The sequence below is a fragment of the Pseudomonas sp. TE21435 genome (genome assembly GCF_056279265.1).
This window is the reverse complement of the sequence record NZ_JBWBQZ010000001.1, coordinates 5,109,029-5,127,061: the sequence shown is the minus strand read 5'-3', so window position 1 is coordinate 5,127,061 and position 18,033 is coordinate 5,109,029. Positions and strand designations below refer to the sequence as shown.

The 18,033-nt window shown below is 63.3% G+C and carries 23 protein-coding genes; 6 read left to right on the top strand and 17 right to left on the bottom strand.

The window, feature by feature from the left end:
• The first annotated feature begins 51 nt into the window (after nucleotides 1–51).
• Complete coding sequence (locus ACZ9C1_RS23200) at nucleotides 52–708, top strand: alpha/beta hydrolase (protein ID WP_110700510.1); 657 nt, start codon at nucleotides 52–54, stop codon at nucleotides 706–708.
• Nucleotides 709–800: 92 nt separating this feature from the next.
• Nucleotides 801–2,267 carry an ATP-dependent RNA helicase RhlB gene (rhlB, locus tag ACZ9C1_RS23195; protein WP_457378411.1) on the top strand — a complete coding sequence of 489 codons (1,467 nt, stop codon included), beginning with the start codon at nucleotides 801–803 and terminating at the stop codon, nucleotides 2,265–2,267.
• 124 nt (nucleotides 2,268–2,391) lie between these two features.
• Here the strand turns inward: rhlB and moaE are convergent, their stop codons facing one another.
• From moaE to ACZ9C1_RS23155, 8 genes are all read right to left on the bottom strand, one after another.
• Nucleotides 2,392–2,838 (bottom strand): molybdopterin synthase catalytic subunit MoaE, encoded by a 447-nt coding sequence (gene moaE, locus ACZ9C1_RS23190; RefSeq protein ID WP_277502972.1) that lies wholly within the window; start codon nucleotides 2,836–2,838, stop codon nucleotides 2,392–2,394.
• 2 nt (nucleotides 2,839–2,840) lie between these two features.
• Entirely contained in the window at nucleotides 2,841–3,086 is a 246-nt protein-coding gene (moaD, locus tag ACZ9C1_RS23185; RefSeq protein WP_023629385.1) for a molybdopterin converting factor subunit 1, read from the bottom strand.
• Nucleotides 3,086–3,556: a cyclic pyranopterin monophosphate synthase MoaC gene (gene moaC, locus ACZ9C1_RS23180; RefSeq protein ID WP_046857035.1), complete on the bottom strand. Its 471-nt coding sequence runs from the start codon at nucleotides 3,554–3,556 to the stop codon at nucleotides 3,086–3,088. The genes moaD and moaC overlap by 1 nt, the downstream gene beginning before the upstream one ends.
• Before the next feature lie 123 nt (nucleotides 3,557–3,679).
• Entirely contained in the window at nucleotides 3,680–5,074 is a 1,395-nt protein-coding gene (locus ACZ9C1_RS23175) for a PhoH family protein (RefSeq protein WP_102685458.1), read from the bottom strand.
• Between the two features lie 292 nt (nucleotides 5,075–5,366).
• Nucleotides 5,367–6,134: a phosphonate ABC transporter, permease protein PhnE gene (gene phnE, locus ACZ9C1_RS23170; RefSeq protein WP_277502971.1), complete on the bottom strand. Its 768-nt coding sequence runs from the start codon at nucleotides 6,132–6,134 to the stop codon at nucleotides 5,367–5,369.
• Complete coding sequence (locus ACZ9C1_RS23165) at nucleotides 6,131–6,958, bottom strand: PhnE/PtxC family ABC transporter permease (RefSeq protein ID WP_277502970.1); 828 nt, start codon at nucleotides 6,956–6,958, stop codon at nucleotides 6,131–6,133. The genes phnE and ACZ9C1_RS23165 overlap by 4 nt, the downstream gene beginning before the upstream one ends.
• Nucleotides 6,952–7,746, bottom strand: a complete 795-nt coding sequence (locus tag ACZ9C1_RS23160) for a phosphonate ABC transporter ATP-binding protein (protein WP_139668750.1) — start codon at nucleotides 7,744–7,746, stop codon at nucleotides 6,952–6,954. Before ACZ9C1_RS23160 ends, ACZ9C1_RS23165 begins: the two co-directional genes overlap by 7 nt.
• Nucleotides 7,743–8,597 (bottom strand): putative selenate ABC transporter substrate-binding protein, encoded by an 855-nt coding sequence (locus ACZ9C1_RS23155; protein WP_277502968.1) that lies wholly within the window; start codon nucleotides 8,595–8,597, stop codon nucleotides 7,743–7,745. The genes ACZ9C1_RS23160 and ACZ9C1_RS23155 overlap by 4 nt, the downstream gene beginning before the upstream one ends.
• 120 nt (nucleotides 8,598–8,717) lie before the next feature.
• Between ACZ9C1_RS23155 and selD the strand changes: the two genes are divergently transcribed.
• Nucleotides 8,718–9,752 (top strand): selenide, water dikinase SelD, encoded by a 1,035-nt coding sequence (gene selD / locus ACZ9C1_RS23150; protein WP_277502967.1) that lies wholly within the window; start codon nucleotides 8,718–8,720, stop codon nucleotides 9,750–9,752.
• Nucleotides 9,752–10,864 (top strand): tRNA 2-selenouridine(34) synthase MnmH, encoded by a 1,113-nt coding sequence (gene mnmH, locus ACZ9C1_RS23145; RefSeq protein ID WP_476254420.1) that lies wholly within the window; start codon nucleotides 9,752–9,754, stop codon nucleotides 10,862–10,864. Before selD ends, mnmH begins: the two co-directional genes overlap by 1 nt.
• 73 nt (nucleotides 10,865–10,937) lie before the next feature.
• Here mnmH and ACZ9C1_RS23140 read toward each other — a convergent pair whose 3' ends face one another.
• From ACZ9C1_RS23140 to ACZ9C1_RS23125, 4 genes are all read right to left on the bottom strand, one after another.
• Entirely contained in the window at nucleotides 10,938–11,294 is a 357-nt protein-coding gene (locus tag ACZ9C1_RS23140) for a hypothetical protein (protein WP_476254419.1), read from the bottom strand.
• Nucleotides 11,295–11,357: 63 nt separating this feature from the next.
• On the bottom strand, nucleotides 11,358–11,798 hold the full coding sequence (locus ACZ9C1_RS23135; RefSeq protein WP_046857043.1) for a Panacea domain-containing protein: 441 nt from the start codon (nucleotides 11,796–11,798) through the stop codon (nucleotides 11,358–11,360).
• Nucleotides 11,799–11,915: 117 nt separating this feature from the next.
• Nucleotides 11,916–12,302, bottom strand: coding sequence for a lysozyme inhibitor LprI family protein (locus ACZ9C1_RS23130; protein WP_457378415.1), 387 nt, complete (start codon nucleotides 12,300–12,302; stop codon nucleotides 11,916–11,918).
• A gap of 34 nt (nucleotides 12,303–12,336) precedes the next feature.
• Complete coding sequence (locus ACZ9C1_RS23125) at nucleotides 12,337–13,257, bottom strand: LysR family transcriptional regulator (protein WP_457378416.1); 921 nt, start codon at nucleotides 13,255–13,257, stop codon at nucleotides 12,337–12,339.
• Nucleotides 13,258–13,348: 91 nt separating this feature from the next.
• Between ACZ9C1_RS23125 and ACZ9C1_RS23120 the strand changes: the two genes are divergently transcribed.
• Nucleotides 13,349–13,816 carry a DMT family transporter gene (locus tag ACZ9C1_RS23120; RefSeq protein WP_038707398.1) on the top strand — a complete coding sequence of 156 codons (468 nt, stop codon included), beginning with the start codon at nucleotides 13,349–13,351 and terminating at the stop codon, nucleotides 13,814–13,816.
• Between the two features lie 5 nt (nucleotides 13,817–13,821).
• On the opposite strand, the gene ACZ9C1_RS23115 is transcribed toward ACZ9C1_RS23120, so the two are convergent.
• The 3 genes from ACZ9C1_RS23115 to ACZ9C1_RS23105 form a co-directional block, all read right to left on the bottom strand.
• Nucleotides 13,822–14,361 carry a hypothetical protein gene (locus ACZ9C1_RS23115; RefSeq protein WP_457378417.1) on the bottom strand — a complete coding sequence of 180 codons (540 nt, stop codon included), beginning with the start codon at nucleotides 14,359–14,361 and terminating at the stop codon, nucleotides 13,822–13,824.
• Nucleotides 14,362–14,478: 117 nt separating this feature from the next.
• Nucleotides 14,479–15,018 carry a hypothetical protein gene (locus ACZ9C1_RS23110; RefSeq protein WP_476254418.1) on the bottom strand — a complete coding sequence of 180 codons (540 nt, stop codon included), beginning with the start codon at nucleotides 15,016–15,018 and terminating at the stop codon, nucleotides 14,479–14,481.
• Between the two features lie 50 nt (nucleotides 15,019–15,068).
• Complete coding sequence (locus tag ACZ9C1_RS23105) at nucleotides 15,069–15,632, bottom strand: GNAT family N-acetyltransferase (protein ID WP_277502960.1); 564 nt, start codon at nucleotides 15,630–15,632, stop codon at nucleotides 15,069–15,071.
• A gap of 288 nt (nucleotides 15,633–15,920) precedes the next feature.
• Between ACZ9C1_RS23105 and ACZ9C1_RS23100 the strand changes: the two genes are divergently transcribed.
• Complete coding sequence (locus ACZ9C1_RS23100; protein WP_476254417.1) at nucleotides 15,921–17,234, top strand: hypothetical protein; 1,314 nt, start codon at nucleotides 15,921–15,923, stop codon at nucleotides 17,232–17,234.
• 120 nt (nucleotides 17,235–17,354) lie between these two features.
• Here ACZ9C1_RS23100 and ACZ9C1_RS23095 read toward each other — a convergent pair whose 3' ends face one another.
• Together ACZ9C1_RS23095 and ACZ9C1_RS23090 are read right to left on the bottom strand one after the other, a co-directional pair.
• Nucleotides 17,355–17,603, bottom strand: coding sequence for a DUF3077 domain-containing protein (locus ACZ9C1_RS23095; RefSeq protein WP_476254416.1), 249 nt, complete (start codon nucleotides 17,601–17,603; stop codon nucleotides 17,355–17,357).
• Entirely contained in the window at nucleotides 17,600–17,845 is a 246-nt protein-coding gene (locus tag ACZ9C1_RS23090; RefSeq protein ID WP_457378421.1) for a hypothetical protein, read from the bottom strand. The genes ACZ9C1_RS23095 and ACZ9C1_RS23090 overlap by 4 nt, the downstream gene beginning before the upstream one ends.
• Nucleotides 17,846–18,033 lie beyond the last annotated feature (188 nt).

Genomic DNA, 18,033 nt, shown 5'->3' with positions numbered 1-18,033 from the left:
GCCTTCTTTTTACGCACTACATCAGTACGCCAGCACTCTTTCGGAGCAGTCATGACCCAACCGCTGATTCTCGAACCGCAGAAAACCGCCGACGCCTGTGTGATCTGGTTGCACGGCCTGGGAGCCGACCGTTACGACTTCCTACCGGTAGCGGAATTCATGCAGGAACGCCTGCTCAGCACCCGCTTCATCATGCCCCAGGCGCCGACGCGCCCGGTAACCATCAACGGCGGCTACCAGATGCCCAGCTGGTACGACATCAAGGCCATGACCCCAGCGCGAGCCATCGACGAAGCGCAACTGGAAGAGTCGGCCGACCAGGTGATCGCCCTGATCAAGGCCGAACAGGCCAAGGGCATCAACTTGTCGCGCATCTTCCTCGCCGGGTTTTCCCAGGGTGGTGCGGTGGTGCTGCACACAGCCTATATAAAGTGGCAGGAAGCGTTGGGCGGGGTCATCGCCCTCTCCACCTACGCGCCGACCTTCAGCGACGCGCAGCAGCTGAGTGCCTGCCAGCAGCGCACGCCGGCGTTGTGCCTGCACGGTGTGCACGACCCGGTGGTGATCCCCTCGATGGGCCGCACGGCGTTCGAGTACCTCAATACCTGGGGTGTGGCCGCCCAGTGGCATGAATACCCGATGGAGCACGAAGTGGTGGTCGAGGAACTGACGGACATCCACGACTGGCTGAGCCGCCAGTTGCAGTGATTCTGTAGCCCAGCCCGTATTGCACTACGCCGCGCCCGATTCTTGCTTTACACTGCCCGGCGTACATTCCTTAACCAGTTGACGAGACGACCGTGCTCAAGGCACTCAAGAAAATATTCGCCAAGGCAGACACCGCGCCACAGGCCGCCGAGCCCGTCGCCACGATCCCGCCCGCGCCAGCCGCGCAACCGGCTGCCGCCAAGGCCCCGACACGCCAGCACGCCAAGCCCAAGGCCGCCGCAAAGACCGCTGCCGAGCCGCAGTCCGCAGACCAACCGCGTGCCGAGCAACCGCCCAAGGACAAGCCGCGTCGCGAACGCAAGCCCAAACCCCAGGCCAGCCTGTGGAAGCCCGAGGACTTTGTGGTCGAGCCGCAGGAAGGCAAGACGCGTTTCCACGATTTCAAGCTCTCCAATGAGCTGATGCATGCCATCCACGACCTCGGTTTCCCCTATTGCACGCCGATCCAGGCCCAGGTCCTGGGTTACACCCTGCGCGGCCAGGACGCTATCGGCCGGGCCCAGACCGGCACCGGCAAGACCGCCGCGTTCCTGATCTCGATCATCTCGCAGCTGCAGCAGACCCCACCGCCCAAGGAACGCTACATGGGCGAGCCGCGGGCGCTGATCATCGCCCCGACCCGCGAGCTGGTGGTGCAGATCGCCAAGGATGCCCAGGCACTGACCAAGTACACCGGCCTGAACGTGATGAGCTTTGTCGGCGGCATGGACTTCGACAAGCAGCTCAAGTCGCTGGAAGCGCGCCATTGCGACATCCTGGTAGCCACCCCGGGTCGCCTGCTGGACTTCAACCAGCGCGGCGAGGTGCACCTGGACATGGTCGAGGTAATGGTGCTGGACGAGGCCGACCGCATGCTCGACATGGGCTTCATCCCCCAGGTCCGCCAGATCATCCGCCAGACCCCGCCCAAGAGCGAGCGCCAGACCCTGCTGTTCTCCGCCACCTTCACCGACGACGTGATGAACCTGGCCAAGCAGTGGACCACCAACCCGGCCATCGTCGAGATCGAGCCGGAGAACGTCGCCAGCGAGACCGTCGAACAGCACGTCTACGCCGTGGCCGGCAGCGACAAGTACAAGCTGCTGTACAACCTGGTTACGCAGAACAAGTGGGAACGGGTGATGGTTTTCGCCAACCGCAAGGACGAGGTGCGGCGCATCGAGGAAAAACTGGTGCGCGACGGCATCAACGCCGCCCAGCTCTCGGGCGACGTGCCGCAGCACAAGCGTATCCGCACCCTGGAAAGCTTCCGTGAAGGGCGCATCACCGTGCTGGTGGCCACCGACGTGGCCGGCCGAGGCATCCACATCGACGGCATCAGCCATGTGATCAATTTCACCCTGCCGGAAGACCCGGACGACTACGTGCACCGCATCGGCCGCACCGGTCGCGCCGGCACCAGCGGCGTGTCGATCAGCTTTGCCGGCGAGGACGATTCGTACCAGTTGCCAGCGATCGAAGAGTTGCTGGGGCGCAAGATCAAGTGCGAGATGCCGCCGGACGAGCTGTTGAAGCCCGTGCCGCGCAAGCATCACTGAATGGCAGGATCGGGGCCGCTACGCTGCCCTATCGCCGGCAAGCCGGCTCCCACAGAGATACGCGCTCCTGTGGGAGCCGGCTTGCCGGCGATCCGGGGCGCAGCCCCGGCCAGCGAATAGAGCATCACCAGCGCCCCGCCGCATCCTGGTCGCTCTGCTTGCCTTCCACCCAGCGCGGCCCTTCCTGGGTATTCTCCTTCTTCCAGAACGGCGCTCGGGTCTTCAGGTAGTCCATGATGAAGTTGCAGGCATCGAACGCCGCCTGCCGATGCGCGCTGGCCACGCCGACAAAGACAATCGGCTCGCCCGGTTCCAGGGCGCCGATTCGGTGCAGTACCTCGACCTTGAGCAGCGGCCAACGCCCTTCGGCCTCGACCACGATCTTGGCCAGGGCCTTCTCGGTCATGCCCGGATAGTGCTCGAGGAACATCCCCGCCACCTCCCGGCCATCGTTGAAGTCGCGCACATAGCCGACAAACCCGACCACCGCGCCCACGCCGACATTGGCGGCGTGCATGACGTTGACTTCGGCGCCCGGGTCGAAGGCCGCCTCCTGAACGCGCACGGCCATGGTCAACCTCCGGTCACAGGTGGGAAGAACGCGATCTCGTCACCCTCTTCCAATGGCTCATCGAGCCGGCACAGCTCTTCGTTGCGGGCACACATCAGGTTCTGCTCGGCCAGCACCGCGTAGTGCCCACCCTTGCCCGCCAAGGCCTGGCGCACGTCGTCCAGCACCTTGAAGTCACCTTCCAGGCGCTCGGCGTCGATGCCCAGCAACTCACGGTAGCGGGCGAAATACATGACCTTGACCTTCATCACCCCTCCACCTTGTAGTGGCCGCTCTTGCCACCGGTCTTCTCCAGCAGGCGCACCTGCTCGATGACCATGCCTTTGTCCACTGCCTTGCACATGTCGTAGATCGTCAGCGCGGCGACGCTCGCGGCGGTGAGCGCCTCCATTTCGACGCCGGTCTGCCCGGCCAGCTTGCAGCGGGCGACAATGTGCACCACGTCCTCGCCCTCGGCGGCCAGCTCGACCTTGACGCCGGTGAGCATCAGCGGATGGCACAGCGGGATCAGGTCGCTGGTCTTCTTCGCCGCCTGGATGCCGGCGATGCGCGCCACGGCGAACACGTCGCCCTTGGGGTGTTGGCCATCGACGATCATGCGCAGGGTGTCCGGCAACATGCGCACCCGTGCCTCGGCAATCGCCTCGCGGGCGGTCACGGCCTTTTCAGTGACGTCGACCATGTTGGCGCGCCCCTGGGAATCAAGATGAGTCAGCACTGCTCTGCTCCTGGGAAGGGATGACAGAGTGTAAACCCGCCGGTCAGCTTTGAGCAGAGGGCAGAACAGCGCATCGCAGGGCAAGCCCGCCCCAAAAGTGGGGACGGGCTTGCTGGCGACAGGTTACAGGTGCGACTCGGCGTACTCGGCCAGTACCGAGCGTGGCACACCCTGCAGGGTGATATGAACGCCGTGGGGGAAGTCCTTGAAGCGCTCGGTGAGGTAGGTCAGCCCGGAACTGGTGGCCGACAGGTAAGGGGTGTCGATCTGCGCCAGGTTGCCCAGGCAGACCACCTTCGAGCCGGTCCCGGCACGGGTGATGATGGTCTTGATCTGGTGTGGCGTGAGGTTCTGGCACTCATCGATGAGGATCAGGCTCTGCTGGAAGCTGCGCCCACGGATGTAGTTCAGCGACTTGAACTGCAGCGGCACCCGCTCGAGGATGTACTCGACACTGCCGTGGGTGCTCTCGTCATCCATGTGCAAGGCTTCGAGGTTGTCGGTGATCGCGCCCAGCCAAGGCTCCATCTTCTCCGCCTCGGTACCCGGCAGGAAGCCGATCTCCTGGTCCAGCCCCTGCACGCTGCGGGTGGCGATGATACGCCGGTAGCGCTTGCTGACCATCGTCTGCTCGATGGCTGCGGCCAGCGCCAGGATGGTCTTGCCCGAGCCCGCCGCGCCGGTCAGGTTGACCAGGTGGATATCCGGGTCGAGCAAGGCGAACAGCGCCAGGCTCTGGTGGATATCCCGTGGTTTGAGCCCCCAGGCCTCCTGGTGCAGCAGCGGTTCCTGGTGCAGGTCGAGCAGCAGCAGTTCGTCGTTGCGGATGCCCTTGATCCAGCCGACGAAGCCCTGCTCGTCGATGATGAACTCGTTGACGTGCACGGCGGGCAAGTTGTCCGTCAACTGCACCCGATGCCAGGTACGGCCACGCTCCTGGCGCGTGTCGACCTTGCTCACGCGGTCCCAGAACGACCCTGTGACCGAGTGGTAGCCCTTAGACAGCAAGGACACATCGTCGACCAACTGGTCGGTGCTGTAGTCCTCGGCGGCGATCCCGCAGGCACGCGCCTTCAGGCGCATGTTGATGTCCTTGGTCACCAGCACCACGTCGAGGTCCTTGCGCTTGGCGCGCAGGTCCAGCAGCTGGTTGATGATGATGTTGTCGGCGAGGTTCTCGGGGAGCAGGCGGTTGGGCTCGTTGCGCGTGCTCATAAGGATGGACAGGAAGCCCTTGGGCCCGCTCTTGCCGCGCTGGATCGGCACGCCCTGCTCGACATCGCTGGGCGAGGCGTCGCCGAGGGTCTGGTCGATCAGGCGGATGGCCTGGCGACATTCGGCGGCGATGGTCTGTTTACCGGTCTTGAGCTTGTCGAGTTCCTCCAGCACCGTCATCGGTATGGCGACGTGGTGCTCCTCGAAGTTGAGCAGGGCGTTGGGGTCGTGAATCAGGACGTTGGTATCGAGCACATACAGGATTGGCTGGTTGGAGGAAGGGGTGCGTCCTTGGTCATCCATACTCGTTCACCTTATGTGAAAGCCACACGGCGCGAACGGCTGCGCCGCAGAGTGACTGCCGTTCTCCCCGTATCCGCGTCGTTACGGGCGGGAAGCTCACCTGGCAAGGAAGGCGTGGATGACGCCACCTGTGCTGCAGGGTTCGGCTGTCTGGTTCCTTGATACCGCAAAAACCATGACCGGAAAAAGTCTTTTTACGCTCAGGTGAAGTTTATTTTTCGGATTGACGAACAGGGCTTGGCGTGGGCCCGGAGCAGGACTACAGTCAGGGATCAGGTGCCGCGAATTACACTCAGGCGCGCACGAAACGTTGGCGCAAGACATCGCTCAGGGCGTCCACCAGCAACACCAGCACCAGCATGGCGATGATCACCGTGCTGGCCTGGGCCTCCTGGAACAGGCTCAGGGTCGCGTAGAGCATCTGCCCCAGCCCGCCCGCCCCCACGAAGCCCAGCACGCTGGCCATGCGGATGTTGTTCTCCCAGCGATAGAGGCTGTACGCCAGCAGTTGCGGCCACAGATTGGGCAACGTGCCGAAACAGAACGCCACCACTTGGTTGCCACCTTGCAAGCGGATCGCCGCCGCAGGCTCTGGCGGTGCATTTTCCAGCGCCTCGGCGAACAGCCGCCCCAGCACCCCGGCAGTGTGCAGGGCCAGCGCCAGCGTACCGGCATTCGGCCCCAGGCCTGCGGCCAGCACGGTCAGCGCGGCCCAGACCAGCTCCGGAATCGCCCGCAGCGCGTTAAGCAGCAGGCGCGACGCGCCCTGCAACGGCCAGCCAAAACGCCCGGCGGCCGGCAACGCCAGCACCATGCCCAACAGCATTGCCAGCAGGGTACCCAACCCGGACATCGCCAGGGTTTCCAGCGCGCCATGACCCACGGCGCGCAGATGCTCGAACGACAGGTCCGGTTGCAGGAAGCGCCCAGCGTACTCGGCCATCTGCCCGAGCCCTCCATCGCCGATCACGGCATGCAGGTCCAGCTCCAGGTAGGCGAATGAAGCCAACACCGCTACCACGATACCCAGCAGCACCAGCAGGTTGATCGCCCGGCTCATGCAAGCCTCCCGCGCAGCAAGCGGCTGAGCAGGTCGGCCAACATCACCAGCGCCAGGAACGCCAGCAACATGCTCGCCACCTGGTCACCGGCAAACATGCGCATCGACAGGTCGATCTGCTGCCCCAGCCCTCCGGCCCCGACGAAACCCATCACCACCGAAGCGCGTACCGCGCACTCCCAACGGTAAACGGTATACGACACGACTTCCGCCGCCGCGTTGGGCAGGATGCCGTAGCAGAAAGCGGACAGACGACCGCTGCCGGCCTGCAGCAAGGCATGCGCCGGGCGCTGGTCCACCGACTCGAAGATTTCCGCGTAGACCTTGCCGAGCATGCCGCTGTAGGTGATGGCGATGGCCAGCACCCCGGCGGTCGGCCCCAGGCCCACGGCGCGGACGAACAGCAGCGCCCAGACGATCTCCGGCACGCTGCGCAGGAACACCAGCAGGCCACGCACCGGCAGGCGCACACCCCGTGACCAGGAGCCTGGGCGACCGCCTTGGGATGCCGCACGCAGCGACAGGGCGCGGCTGGCCAGCAGGCTGGCCGGCACCGCCAGCATCAGGGCCAGGGCCATGCCGACGGTCGCCACGGCCAAGGTCTGCAAGGTAGCAGCCCAAAGCAGGCCGAGAAACGCCGCATCGTGGGCCGGCGGCCAGAAAGCACCGACGAAACTGGCCATCTGCTGACGGTTCTCCGCCTGCAGCAGCACGCCGGGGTTCAGCTCGCTCACGTAAAGCCCCGGCCACAGCAGCGCCAGGCACAACAGCGTCAGCAACAAACGGGGCAGCGCTGCGGGGTCGCGGGCGTCGACGTTCAACATCGCGGAATCTGCACGGTCAGGGTCGCTCCCACGCTGACCGGCGAGGCCAGCTGTTCATTGGCGTAGAGCGCCTCAAGCAGGCTTTCGCTCACCGCCTCAGCCGGGCAGTCGAAGGCCACCTGCCCTTCGCGGATACCAATGACCCGCGGGAAATGCGCCAGCGCCAGCTCCACCGCATGCAGGCTGGCGACCAGGGTCACGCCATGCGCCTGGGCATGCCGATTGAGCAGCGCCAGGCTGTGATCGGCCAGGACCGGGTCCATAGCCGAAACGGGCTCATCGGCCAACAGCACCTCCGGGCGCTGGTAGAGCACTCGGGCGATGCCGACCCGCTGCAGCTGCCCCCCGGACAACTGCCCGCACTGGACGAACAGCTTGTCCGCCAGCCCCAGGTCAGCCAGAACCTGACGGGCCCCCGGCACATCGCCCGGATGCACCAGGTTGAGCAGGCCACGCAAGGTGCTCCACTGCCCCAGCCGACCGGCCAGCACTGCCGTCACCACTCGCTGGCGCGGCGGCAACGGCGGCGCCTGGTGCACCAGGCCGATGCGCGCGCGCAGGCGCTGGCGCGCGTGCGCCGACAACGCCCACGGCTGCGCGTCGAGCACATCGAGCAGCCCGGCGCTGGGCCGGGTGGCCGTGGCCATCAGGTGCAGCAGGCTGGACTTGCCGGCCCCGGAGGGCCCGATGATCGCAACCCGCTCCCCCTTGTCGATACACAGGTCGACGGCATTCAGGGCCTGTACCTTGCCGTGGCGCAGGCTGGCCTCGTGCAGACGAATGCTCACTTCAGCAGGCCGGCCTCGCGTGCGGCCTGCTCGGTACCCTGGTAGTTCTCAGGCTTGGTTTCGATGAAGCGGCTGGCGGCCTGCAGGTCGAGGATCACCTTGTCCGCAGGCTTGGCCGGATCCAGGGCGAGGAAGGCCTGCTTGATCTTCTCTTTCAGCGCCGGGTCCATTTTGCCGCGCGCGGTCCAGTTGTAGTCGTAATACGTCGGTGTGGTGGCGAATACCTTGACCTTGTCGGTATCGACCTTGCCGGCATCGACCAGTTTCTGCCATACGCTGGCGTTGAGTACGCCTGCATCGACCTTACCCGCCGCCACCCAGGCCACGGTGGCGTCGTGGGCACCGGAATAGGCGACGCGGCTGAAGTAGCTCTCAGGCTTGATGTTGTCTTCCTTGAGCATGAAGTAGCGCGGCATCAGGCTGCCGGAGGTGGACGAAATCGAGCCGAAGGCGAAAGTCTTGCCCTTCAGGTCGGCCAGGCTCTTCACGTCAGGGTTGGCGGTGATGAACTTGGAGGTGAACTGGGCATCCTGCTCCCGCTGCACCAATGGCGTGGCGGTCGGGTCCTTCAGGTGCACCTGAACGAAGGTGAAGCCCCCCAACCAGGCCAGGTCCAGGCGATCGCTGGCCAGCGACTCGACCACCGCGGGGTAGTCGGCGACCGGCACGAACTGCACCTTCATGCCCAACTGCTGCTCGAGGTATTCACCCAGCGGCTTGAACTTGCGCAGCAGTTCGGTCGGTGCTTCATCGGGGATGGCGCTGACGCGCAGGACGTCGGCGGCCTGGGCGACCACGGCGCAGCAGGACAACGCGAGACCGGCAAACAGTGCCAGGGGGCGTTTGAGCATGGGGGGTTCTCCGGTTCAATAGCGGGGCTTGGGTCAGTGTCGCATCGCGGGAAGTATAAGAGTCGCAGGCACAAAGGCCAGCTTTGCTACAATCGCGCATCACGAAAAGTCGAGGTGCACATGAGCGAGCCGATTCGTCTGACACAGTACAGCCACGGCGCTGGTTGCGGCTGCAAGATTTCTCCCAAGGTCCTGGATGTGATCCTCGCCGAGAGCGGTACGCAGGCCCTCGACCCGAACCTCTGGGTCGGCAACGCCTCGCGCGACGACGCTGCCGTCTACGCCCTGGATGACGAGCGCGGCGTGGTCTCGACCACCGACTTCTTCATGCCCATCGTCGACGACCCGTACGACTTCGGTCGCATCGCCGCCACCAACGCCATCAGCGACATCTACGCCATGGGCGGCGACCCGCTGATGGCCATCGCCATCCTCGGCTGGCCGATCAACCTATTGCCGCCGGAGGTCGCCCGCGAAGTGATCCGCGGTGGTCGCGCGGTCTGCGCAGAGGCAGGCATCCCCCTGGCCGGTGGCCACTCCATCGACGCCCCGGAACCGATCTTCGGCCTGGCCGTGACCGGCGTGGTGAGCAAGCGCCACCTCAAGCGCAACGACACCGCCAGCGTCGGCTGCCGCCTGTACCTGACCAAGCCGCTGGGCATCGGCATCCTCACCACCGCCGAGAAGAAAGCCAAGCTGCGCGAACAGGACCAGGGCCTGGCCCGCGACTGGATGTGCACCCTCAACACACCGGGAAGCCGCTTCGGCAAGCTCGACGGCGTGCAGGCGATGACCGACGTCACCGGCTTCGGCCTGCTCGGCCACCTGGTCGAAGTCGCCGAAGGCAGCGGCCTCACCGCGCGCCTGCAATTCGCTGCGGTGCCGCGCCTGCCCAGCGTCGAACATTACCTGGCCGAGGGCTGCATCCCAGGCGGCACCTTGCGTAACTTCGACAGCTACGGCGACAAGATCGGCGCGCTGAGCGACGAGCAGAAGCACCTGCTGTGCGACCCGCAGACCAGCGGTGGCCTGCTGGTGGCAGTCAGCCCGCAGGGCGAGGCCGATTTCCTCGCCGTGGCACGGGAGCTCGGGCTCGAATTGGCGCCGATCGGTGAGCTGGTCGAGCGACAGAGCCACGCAGTCGAGGTGATCTGATGCGCCCCGACTGCACCGAGCTGAAACAGCTGTTCCTCGACGACGTGCCGATGATGGACATGCGCGCGCCGATCGAATTCACCAAGGGCGCTTTCCCCGGCGCCGTCAACCTGCCGCTGATGAACGACCAGGAGCGGCAGAAAGTCGGTACCTGCTACAAGCAGCAGGGTCAGGCCGCCGCCATTGCCTTGGGCCACCAGTTGGTCAACGGCGCGCTCAAAGAGCAGCGCCTGGAGGCCTGGGCGGCATTCACCCAGGCTCACCCCGACGGCTACCTCTACTGCTTCCGTGGCGGGTTGCGCTCACAGATCGTCCAGGGCTGGCTCAAGGAAGCCGGCATCCAGTATCCGAAGGTGGTGGGCGGCTACAAGGCCATGCGCACCTTGCTGCTGGAAACGACCCAGCAAGCGGTGCAGTACTGCGACTTCGTGCTGCTGGGCGGCCTGACCGGCACCGGCAAGACCGACGTGCTGCTCCAGCTGGACAACGTGCTGGACCTGGAAGGCCACGCCAACCACCGCGGCTCCAGCTTCGGCAAGCGCGCCACCGCGCAGCCGGCGCAGATCGACTTCGAGAATACGCTGGCCATCGACATCCTGAAGAAGCGCGAGCGTGGCATCGACCAATTCGTGCTCGAGGACGAAGGCCGCGTGGTCGGCAGCTGCGCGGTGCCGCTGGAGCTTTACCAGGGCATGCAACGCTATCCGCTGGTGTGGCTCGAAGACAGCTTCGCGCATCGCGTGGAACGCATCCTGCGCGATTACGTGATCAACCTGTGCGCCGAGTTCATCGCCGTGCACGGTGAAGAGGCCGGCGGCCCGCTGTTCGCCGAACGCATGCGCCAGAGCATGGCCAACATCTACAAGCGCCTGGGCGGCGAGCGCTTCCAGCGGCTGTCGGCGTTGCTCGACCAGGCGCTGGAGGAGCAGTTGCGCAGTGGTGACGTGAGCCTGCACCGAGGGTGGATCGAAGGGCTGCTCAAGGAATACTACGATCCGATGTACGCCTACCAGCGGGCGGCCAAGGCACAGCGGATCGAGTTCGCCGGAGACGGGGTGGAAGTGCGTGAGTACCTGAAGGCCCGGGCACTGCGTGAGCAACGCGGCGCCTGAATCGCAAGCCCGCTCCTACTCCCTTGTTGGAGCGGGCTTGCCCGCCCAACCAAAGGGGTCACTGTACTCCGCGTCAATGCTTGTACAACTTGAACTCACGATCTATCCAGATCACATGAAAAATCCGCCCACTGCGGTACCCCACCATCGCCACCAGGTCGAAAGCCCTGAACGCCAGCAGCCGAACATCTTCAGTGAGGAATGAAGGCAATACAGCCCTGATACTGCCGCGCGAAATCGTCTCCGTACCATAGCCATGGCGATCGAGCTGGCGGATCTCTCGCCACGTGCGCTGACTGATCTGACGCAAGCGCTCGAGCATCCTGGCGCGCTCTGCATGCTGGCAGTCCTGAATGCACCAACCTGATTGCAGATACTCCAGTGAGAACACCGGGGGGCGCAGGTCCGACTCGTCAGACTCGCCAGCCATGTGGCGTGCTCTTACCTGATTTCCCTGGGCATCTCGCTCCTTGAGCCGCTTACGTACCATCGCTCAGTTCACCAGGTGATTCCTGAAATACCGTTGCATTTCGTCCCGGGGAATCTCCCGGCTGAAAGCGCCCTCCTGATAGTTATCCCGCCAGGGGTCTTCTTCATGGGTCAGTTGACGGAGCTTCCACGCCGAATACTGCCCATAGACCTCGAAGACCTCCTTGATCAGGCGGGTCTGATCCCTGGAAAAGCAGGTCGGCTCGAACACTGCAGGCATCGGGATCGGGTTCGAGCCATGCTGGCTGAACCGACGGTAGAGGTCGGCCACGACCGGGCCATGCATCCAGGCCTCGATACGTTCTTCGAACAACGGGGCGCCCAGCAAGGCCAGGCTGAAGCCCTGCGCGTAGTAGACGAGCTTCTGCAGCTTCAGGTTCGAGATCTCACCCGTCTCGCCTTCCAGGGTGAGGAAGTAATTGGCGACATCGATGCTTTCAGGCATGTGCTCCTCCCTTGGTGAACGTGCTGTCCATGAGCTGTACAAAAATACAGCCATCAGCGTCGCGGCGATACCCTTCAGCCGACCAGTTCACCCGCCAATCTGTAAGCTGATGCTGCGCTACTGCCCCGGGCTGAGCACCCGTTCCAGCTCCGCCGCCCGGTCCTTGCTCATGTCCATTTCGCACATCGCGCCTTCGATGCGGTAGATGCTTCCGGTGCTCAACTTGCCGTGGAATGCGCAGTTGCCGTCGCGGTACTTCATCCAGGTGCGCTGGACTTCGCGCAGGTCCTTCTGCTGCTGGCTGTCGAGCTTGGCCATGAGCTGCTTGTAGACCCGGTTCAGCCGGTCATCCTGCAACCGGGTTTCGGCCTGGATGCAGGCGCCCATTGCCAGCGTGCTGGAGGCTTTGTCCATGCACCGGGTGTAAGTAGGCGAATAGTCCTCGGCCTGGGCGCCGGCAACGATCAGCAGGGCGGCGGCGCCGACCAGGCAATGCTTGAACATGGGCTTCCCTTTTCGCAAATGAATGCGGCACAGCCTAGCATTCTGCTCCGCCTTCGTTCACGCACAGCGCCTGGATTTGCGCCCGCAGCCAGCGGTGCCCGGCATCGCCGTCGCGCCGCGAGTGCCAGGCCTGGGCGAAGGCGAACGGCGAGATCGCCAGGGGCGGCGCGAACTGGCGCAAGGCGGGGTCCAGGCGAGCACCGGCGAGACTGCGCCGCGCCACGGTGAGCACCAGGTCGGTCCCGGCAATGACACGTTGAGCCACGCCCCAATGCGGCAGGGTCAAGGCGATGCGCCGACGTGCGCCCAAGATGGCCAGGGCCTGGTCGATTTCGTTGTCGATGCCGGGGCGCACCGCCACCAGCACATGGGGGCGCGCCAGCCACGGGTCCAGCGCCAGGCCGCCGCGGGGCGGCAGGCTGGCGCGGTCGGCCAGACAGACGAAGGACTCCTCGAACAGCACCTGCTGGGTCATTTCTGTCGGCAACTCCGGAAACACACCCAGCGCCAGGTCCGCCTCGCCGTCGATCAACTGGCCGAGCATCGCCTCGCGGCTGCCCTGGGACACCACCAGGTCGATGCCCGGCGCTTCGCGTCGCAGCAGGCGCATCAACGCTGGCAACACCACACGGGCGCCATAGTCGGACATGGCCAGGCGAAAGGTACGCCGGGCCCGCGCCGGCTCGAAGCCCGGCGTGCCGAGCAATCCGTCGAGTTGCTGCAAAGCCTCATGCAACGGCGCGTGCAGAGCTTCGGCGCGGGCCGTCAGCTGCAGGCGACCACCGCGTCGCACCAGCAGCGGATCGGCGAAGATCTCGCGCAACTGCGCCAACGCATGGCTGACCGCCGGCTGGCTGCGGTGCAGGCGCAATGCCGCACGCGAGACATGCTGCTCGCTGAGCAGGGCGTGCAGGGTCAGCAATAGATTGAGGTCGATACGGCGCAAATCATCCATGCCAAGAATACAGCCTGTGCGAAGTTCGAATTTCCATCATTGAAGTGCATAGCGAAGACTGAGGCCAGTGTTTTGATCAGGAGTAGACACCATGCCCGCCAGCCTCTTCGCCGCCCTCCCCTTGCTCATCGCCCTGCTCGCCGGGGCTGCCGTGCCGTTTCAGGCGGGCAGCAACGCCGCGCTCGGGCGCCTGCTCGGTCATCCGCTGTGGGCGGCCGGGGTGTCGTTGCTGGTCAGCCTGCTGATGCTGGTGCCGGCCCTGCTACTGATGCGCGCGCCGCTGCCACAGGTGCAGCAACTGGCCCATGCGCCCTGGTGGGCCTGGTTCGGCGGGGTTGCCGGAGTGCTCTACATCACCGCCGCGCTGGTGCTGACGCCACGGCTAGGCGCGGCGGGGTTCATCGTCTGCGTGGTGGCCGGGCAGGTGCTGTCGTCGCTGCTGATCGACCAGTTCGGCCTCATGGGCCTGCCGGAGCGACCGGTGAACCTGCTGCGGCTGGCGGGAGTGGGAATGATCGTGCTTGGGATGATCGCGGTGCAGTGGGGCACGGCGCGTTAAGGCCATCACAAGGTGCGCGGCTGCTCCGGCGGCACGATCACCTTGTGCGGCTCGAAACGCAGCGACGGCATCTGCGTACCGGCATACAGCGCCACGCTGAGGGCCGCGATCAGCGCCACATCGAGCCAGCCCCAGCCCGGGACATCCGCTGCTGAACGCGCCTTCCAGCACCACCAGAGCTGCCCCATGCAAAACACCAGGATCGCCATCAACCACAGGTAGAAGCCCGCGCCAAAGCCGGTCACGTCCTGGAAGGCGTAGCTCTGGTTGTCCGGCAAGCGGGTGATCGCAAAGCTGCTGGCCGCCAGATACAGCGCCAGTAGGCCGCACCCCAGTGCCAGGCGGCGGAACCGTCGGTGGACGAGGATCGCCAACGCCAGCAGTGGGTTGGCGAACCACTGGTACAGGCCAAAGGCAATACCCCACGGCCCGTAGAGCAGCATCTGCAATGCCGGTACATGTCGCCCTGCGCCTGTCAGGGCACCATCGAAGGCCAGGCTCAGCAGGTACAGGGCGAGGCTTGTGGTCAGGTAGAAAGCGGGCAAGTCAGGCACCTGGTGAAAGCGGACGAGCTGCGACCTTAACCCAGCCCCTGCCGTCTTTCCAAACCCAAGGCGCGTCTCGCCCTCCGACAAAAAGGCCGCGCAGCCAATCTGGAGAGTTCAGCCTGCCTGCACCTGCTCCATTGGCTCGTCGGAACTGCGAATTTGCACGCCCAGGCTGGGCATCTTGGTCGCCACGTAGATCGTGCTCGTCAGCACCGCGATCAGCAGCACATCGAACCAGCGCCAGCGCGGCATATCCTGCGCCGTCTGCACCTTGCGGCACCACCACCCCTGCCCCAGGCAGAACAGCAGGATTGCCAGTGTCCACAGGTAGTAGCCGGGGCCGAAACCGGTAAGCGGCAGGAAATCATAGCTGCGGTTGTCCGGCAGCCGCTCGATGCCCAGGCAACTGAGCGCCAGGCTCAGGGCGATCAGGCCCGCGCCAAGCGCCACCCGGCGAAAACGCCTACGGGCGAGGATCGCCAGCCCCAGCAACGGATTGGCAAACCACTGGTACAACCCGAAGGCAATGCCCCATGGGCCCATGACCAGTATCTGCAGCGCCGGCATATGCCCGTCGACGCCCATCATCAGGCCATCGAAACACAAGCAAAGAAGGAACAGCACGAGGGTGAACATCACATAAAAAGCAGGCACGCGCAGGCTCCATCCAGCAGCGAAAGGCGCGACCATAGCGCAAGCGGGCGTCAGGCGACAGGCGGTTCGAGCAACAGACCGTAAAGCCCCGAGTCAGACAGCTCGCCGGCCACGCACCAGCGGGCGCGCAGGGTGCCCTCCAGGACGAAGCCCTGGCGCTCCAGAGTACGTGCCGAGCCCTGGTTGCGCGGGTCGATTTCCGCCTCCAGTCGACGCAGATGCAGGGTATGGGCGAGGTAGTCGATGAAGCAGGTCAGCGCCTCGTCCATATAGCCCCGGCCCTGGGCGGACTTGGCCAGGCAGTAGCCGATCTCGCCACGCCGCGAGCCTTCCTCGAGGTTGAACAGCTGGACCATGCCGATCAGCTCGCCATTGTCGCGGCGGTACATGCCCAGCTTGAGCAACTGTCCGGCGGCGTAGGCTTCGCGGTCGGCGGCCAAGGCGCTTTCGGCTTCGGCCAGGGTCTGCCAGGGAGCGTGGTACCAATAACGCATCACTTCCGGGTCGGCCATGATGGTCAGCCACTGCTGCGCGTCAGCATGGCGCATGGGGCGCAGCTGCAGGCGTGGGCTTTCAAGGCACAGGTCGCTGGGGAAACTGCGGGGGTCGGGCACGCCGGGACTCCTGTCCGGTGGTGGGGAGGATGACAGTCTAGCGCCTGTGAACGTCGTGGTGCACCTTGATTACACCTCAAGTGCTTAATGCAGAATGCCTACAGCGTTCCTTTGATAGCAGTTGCAAACTATCCGCATAGCCAACACCGAGTGTCTTGGGACTGACGACCACCTGACATTTTTGCCAGGTGCTGAGTGCCTGAAGCTTTGTTATAAAGAACGTATGGATATGTATTTGAACCTTGTTTTATTTGTGACATCTTCAGCTGCTTGTTCAAGGACATCTATATGAACATGATTAATGCCGCCCCCAAGCCCACTATAGAAGGCACCGAAAACGGAGAACTGGACCTCGAGCAGCTCGAAGGAAAAAATTTACTTGCTAAAATTGCTGCCCAGCCTGATGAATGGAAAGCCGGGCAGAATTTACAATTGATATGGGCAGGTACCGCTGCTGACGGCACAGCGCTTGACCCTGTCCCCCACTCCCATAACATTACAGAGCAGAACCGATTCAATGGAATTGAGATCACCATAGAAAACAAGCACGCTAAAAGCGCGCTCGGCGGAAAAGCCAAGGTATATTACTCGGTAAACTTCGGCCTGACGTCCGAGGTTTTAGAGTTCAACATCGTAGGCAACATAGAAACTGTAACGTTCAACTCACCCACTGTAGACACCTCTGTCGGGCCGATTCTCAACCCTGACGCCATCCCCGCAGCAGGCGCCACTGCGCGAGTAAAATTCCAAGAAGCCATGGGGCCAGGCGCCAGAATCTTTCTGAAGTACACAGTGACAAATGACAACGGCAACTCGCAAACCAAAGACTATCCGGTCAACTTCTTCCCAGACAAAAATGACTTGATATATAACATCGACAAAGACCTCATCATTGCGGCCGATGGGGGAAAGCTAGAGCTCCAATACCTTATAAAAACCTTAACCGACGAAGAATTCGACTCCGCCAAGCTCGAATTGAAGATAGGTTATGGATGCATCCCCCCTAACATTGCTACTGAACTGGATTTTCTCACCAGCACGCACGCGTCAATCACTGTACCGAAATATACCGGCATGGCCAAAGACGAGATAGTGCTTTCAATCACCACAGGTGATCAAACTTACGAATCTTCGCCCCAAACGGCAGACACTCTAAAGGATTTGACATTCTTGGTCCCGATAGGACTTTATATGGGCGTATTTGGCAACACCGTGCAGACTTGCTACAAGGTCAAACGTAAGGTAGATGAAGAAAACGACAGAACGTGGACTTCAGAATTTCTAAACTGGATGTATGTCGACCAAGGTTTCCCTTTAAACGCACCGCAATACATGTCCTTTGCCGACACGGCCCCCAGGTACACTGTGAAATACGAAGGTGTCACGACCAACGACACAGTAACAATTTACTGGCATGCCGAAAGCGCAGACCTTCGTCAAGAAAATTGCAAAATAGCAGAAGACTCAGGCTACTATTACGTGCCAATCCCTGAACAATGGATGAAGGACAGCAAAGGCAAAGTCGTTGTCGGTAACTATATTTACACCCCAAAAAATTCGTCTACAAAATACTTTTCGCCCGCTAGTGTTTTCATACCGTGACATTGATAAACCTGAATGCTGTCGGCAAATTCGTGAGCGAGCATACAGTCGCTTCGGACGCCCTGAGCCACCCTTGTCGAGGTCGAGAAGCCCCCGGGACTCGACCAGGGCGGCGCTTGCTTAACCCTGGTTCAACCCCAGTTCCATATCATCAATCAGCCCCTTGGCCAGCCCGCTGAGGATCCGCGCCGCACTGGCAGCCATGAGGTCACCCTCCATCTCGGCCTCGGTGGTGAAATGCGCCACGCAGCCGAGCAGCACCGACAGGTCGCTGAAGGCGTGATCGAACGGGATACCGGGCTGGATACAGAAGATTTCGAGGCAGGTGGTCCTGCCCTGGGTCGGGCCGGGCTTTTGCTCGTCGCTCATACCGGTGCCCCCTTGGCCCGGGCGTGGCGGACCAGCGCGATGACCAGTTGCCCGAGGATTTCGACGCTGTCCATCATCACGTCGAGGCGCGTGTCGCGCTGGCAGACGGTGTAGGCGTGGACGGTGTCGCTGAGGGTGTGCATCAGCTTGTTGGCGTGGGCCATGGCTTCCTCGGGGTCGAGGTCGCTGATGATGGTGACGAAGGGGATTGGATAGGGTGGATCAGGTACTAGTTTTTTCATAGTTGTTACTCTGGAAAGGGTTTCTAGAGCAACCACCAGCATCCTTCTCACAGACAAGGGTGGCAGCCGTACGCGAGGTGAGAAGACCGTGTCCAGACACCACGGCCAGACCGAAGTCTGCGCGCGCACGGCTGCCATAACAGGCAACCTGGATCTGGACATGGACGGGCTTCTCACACCCGGTCGCC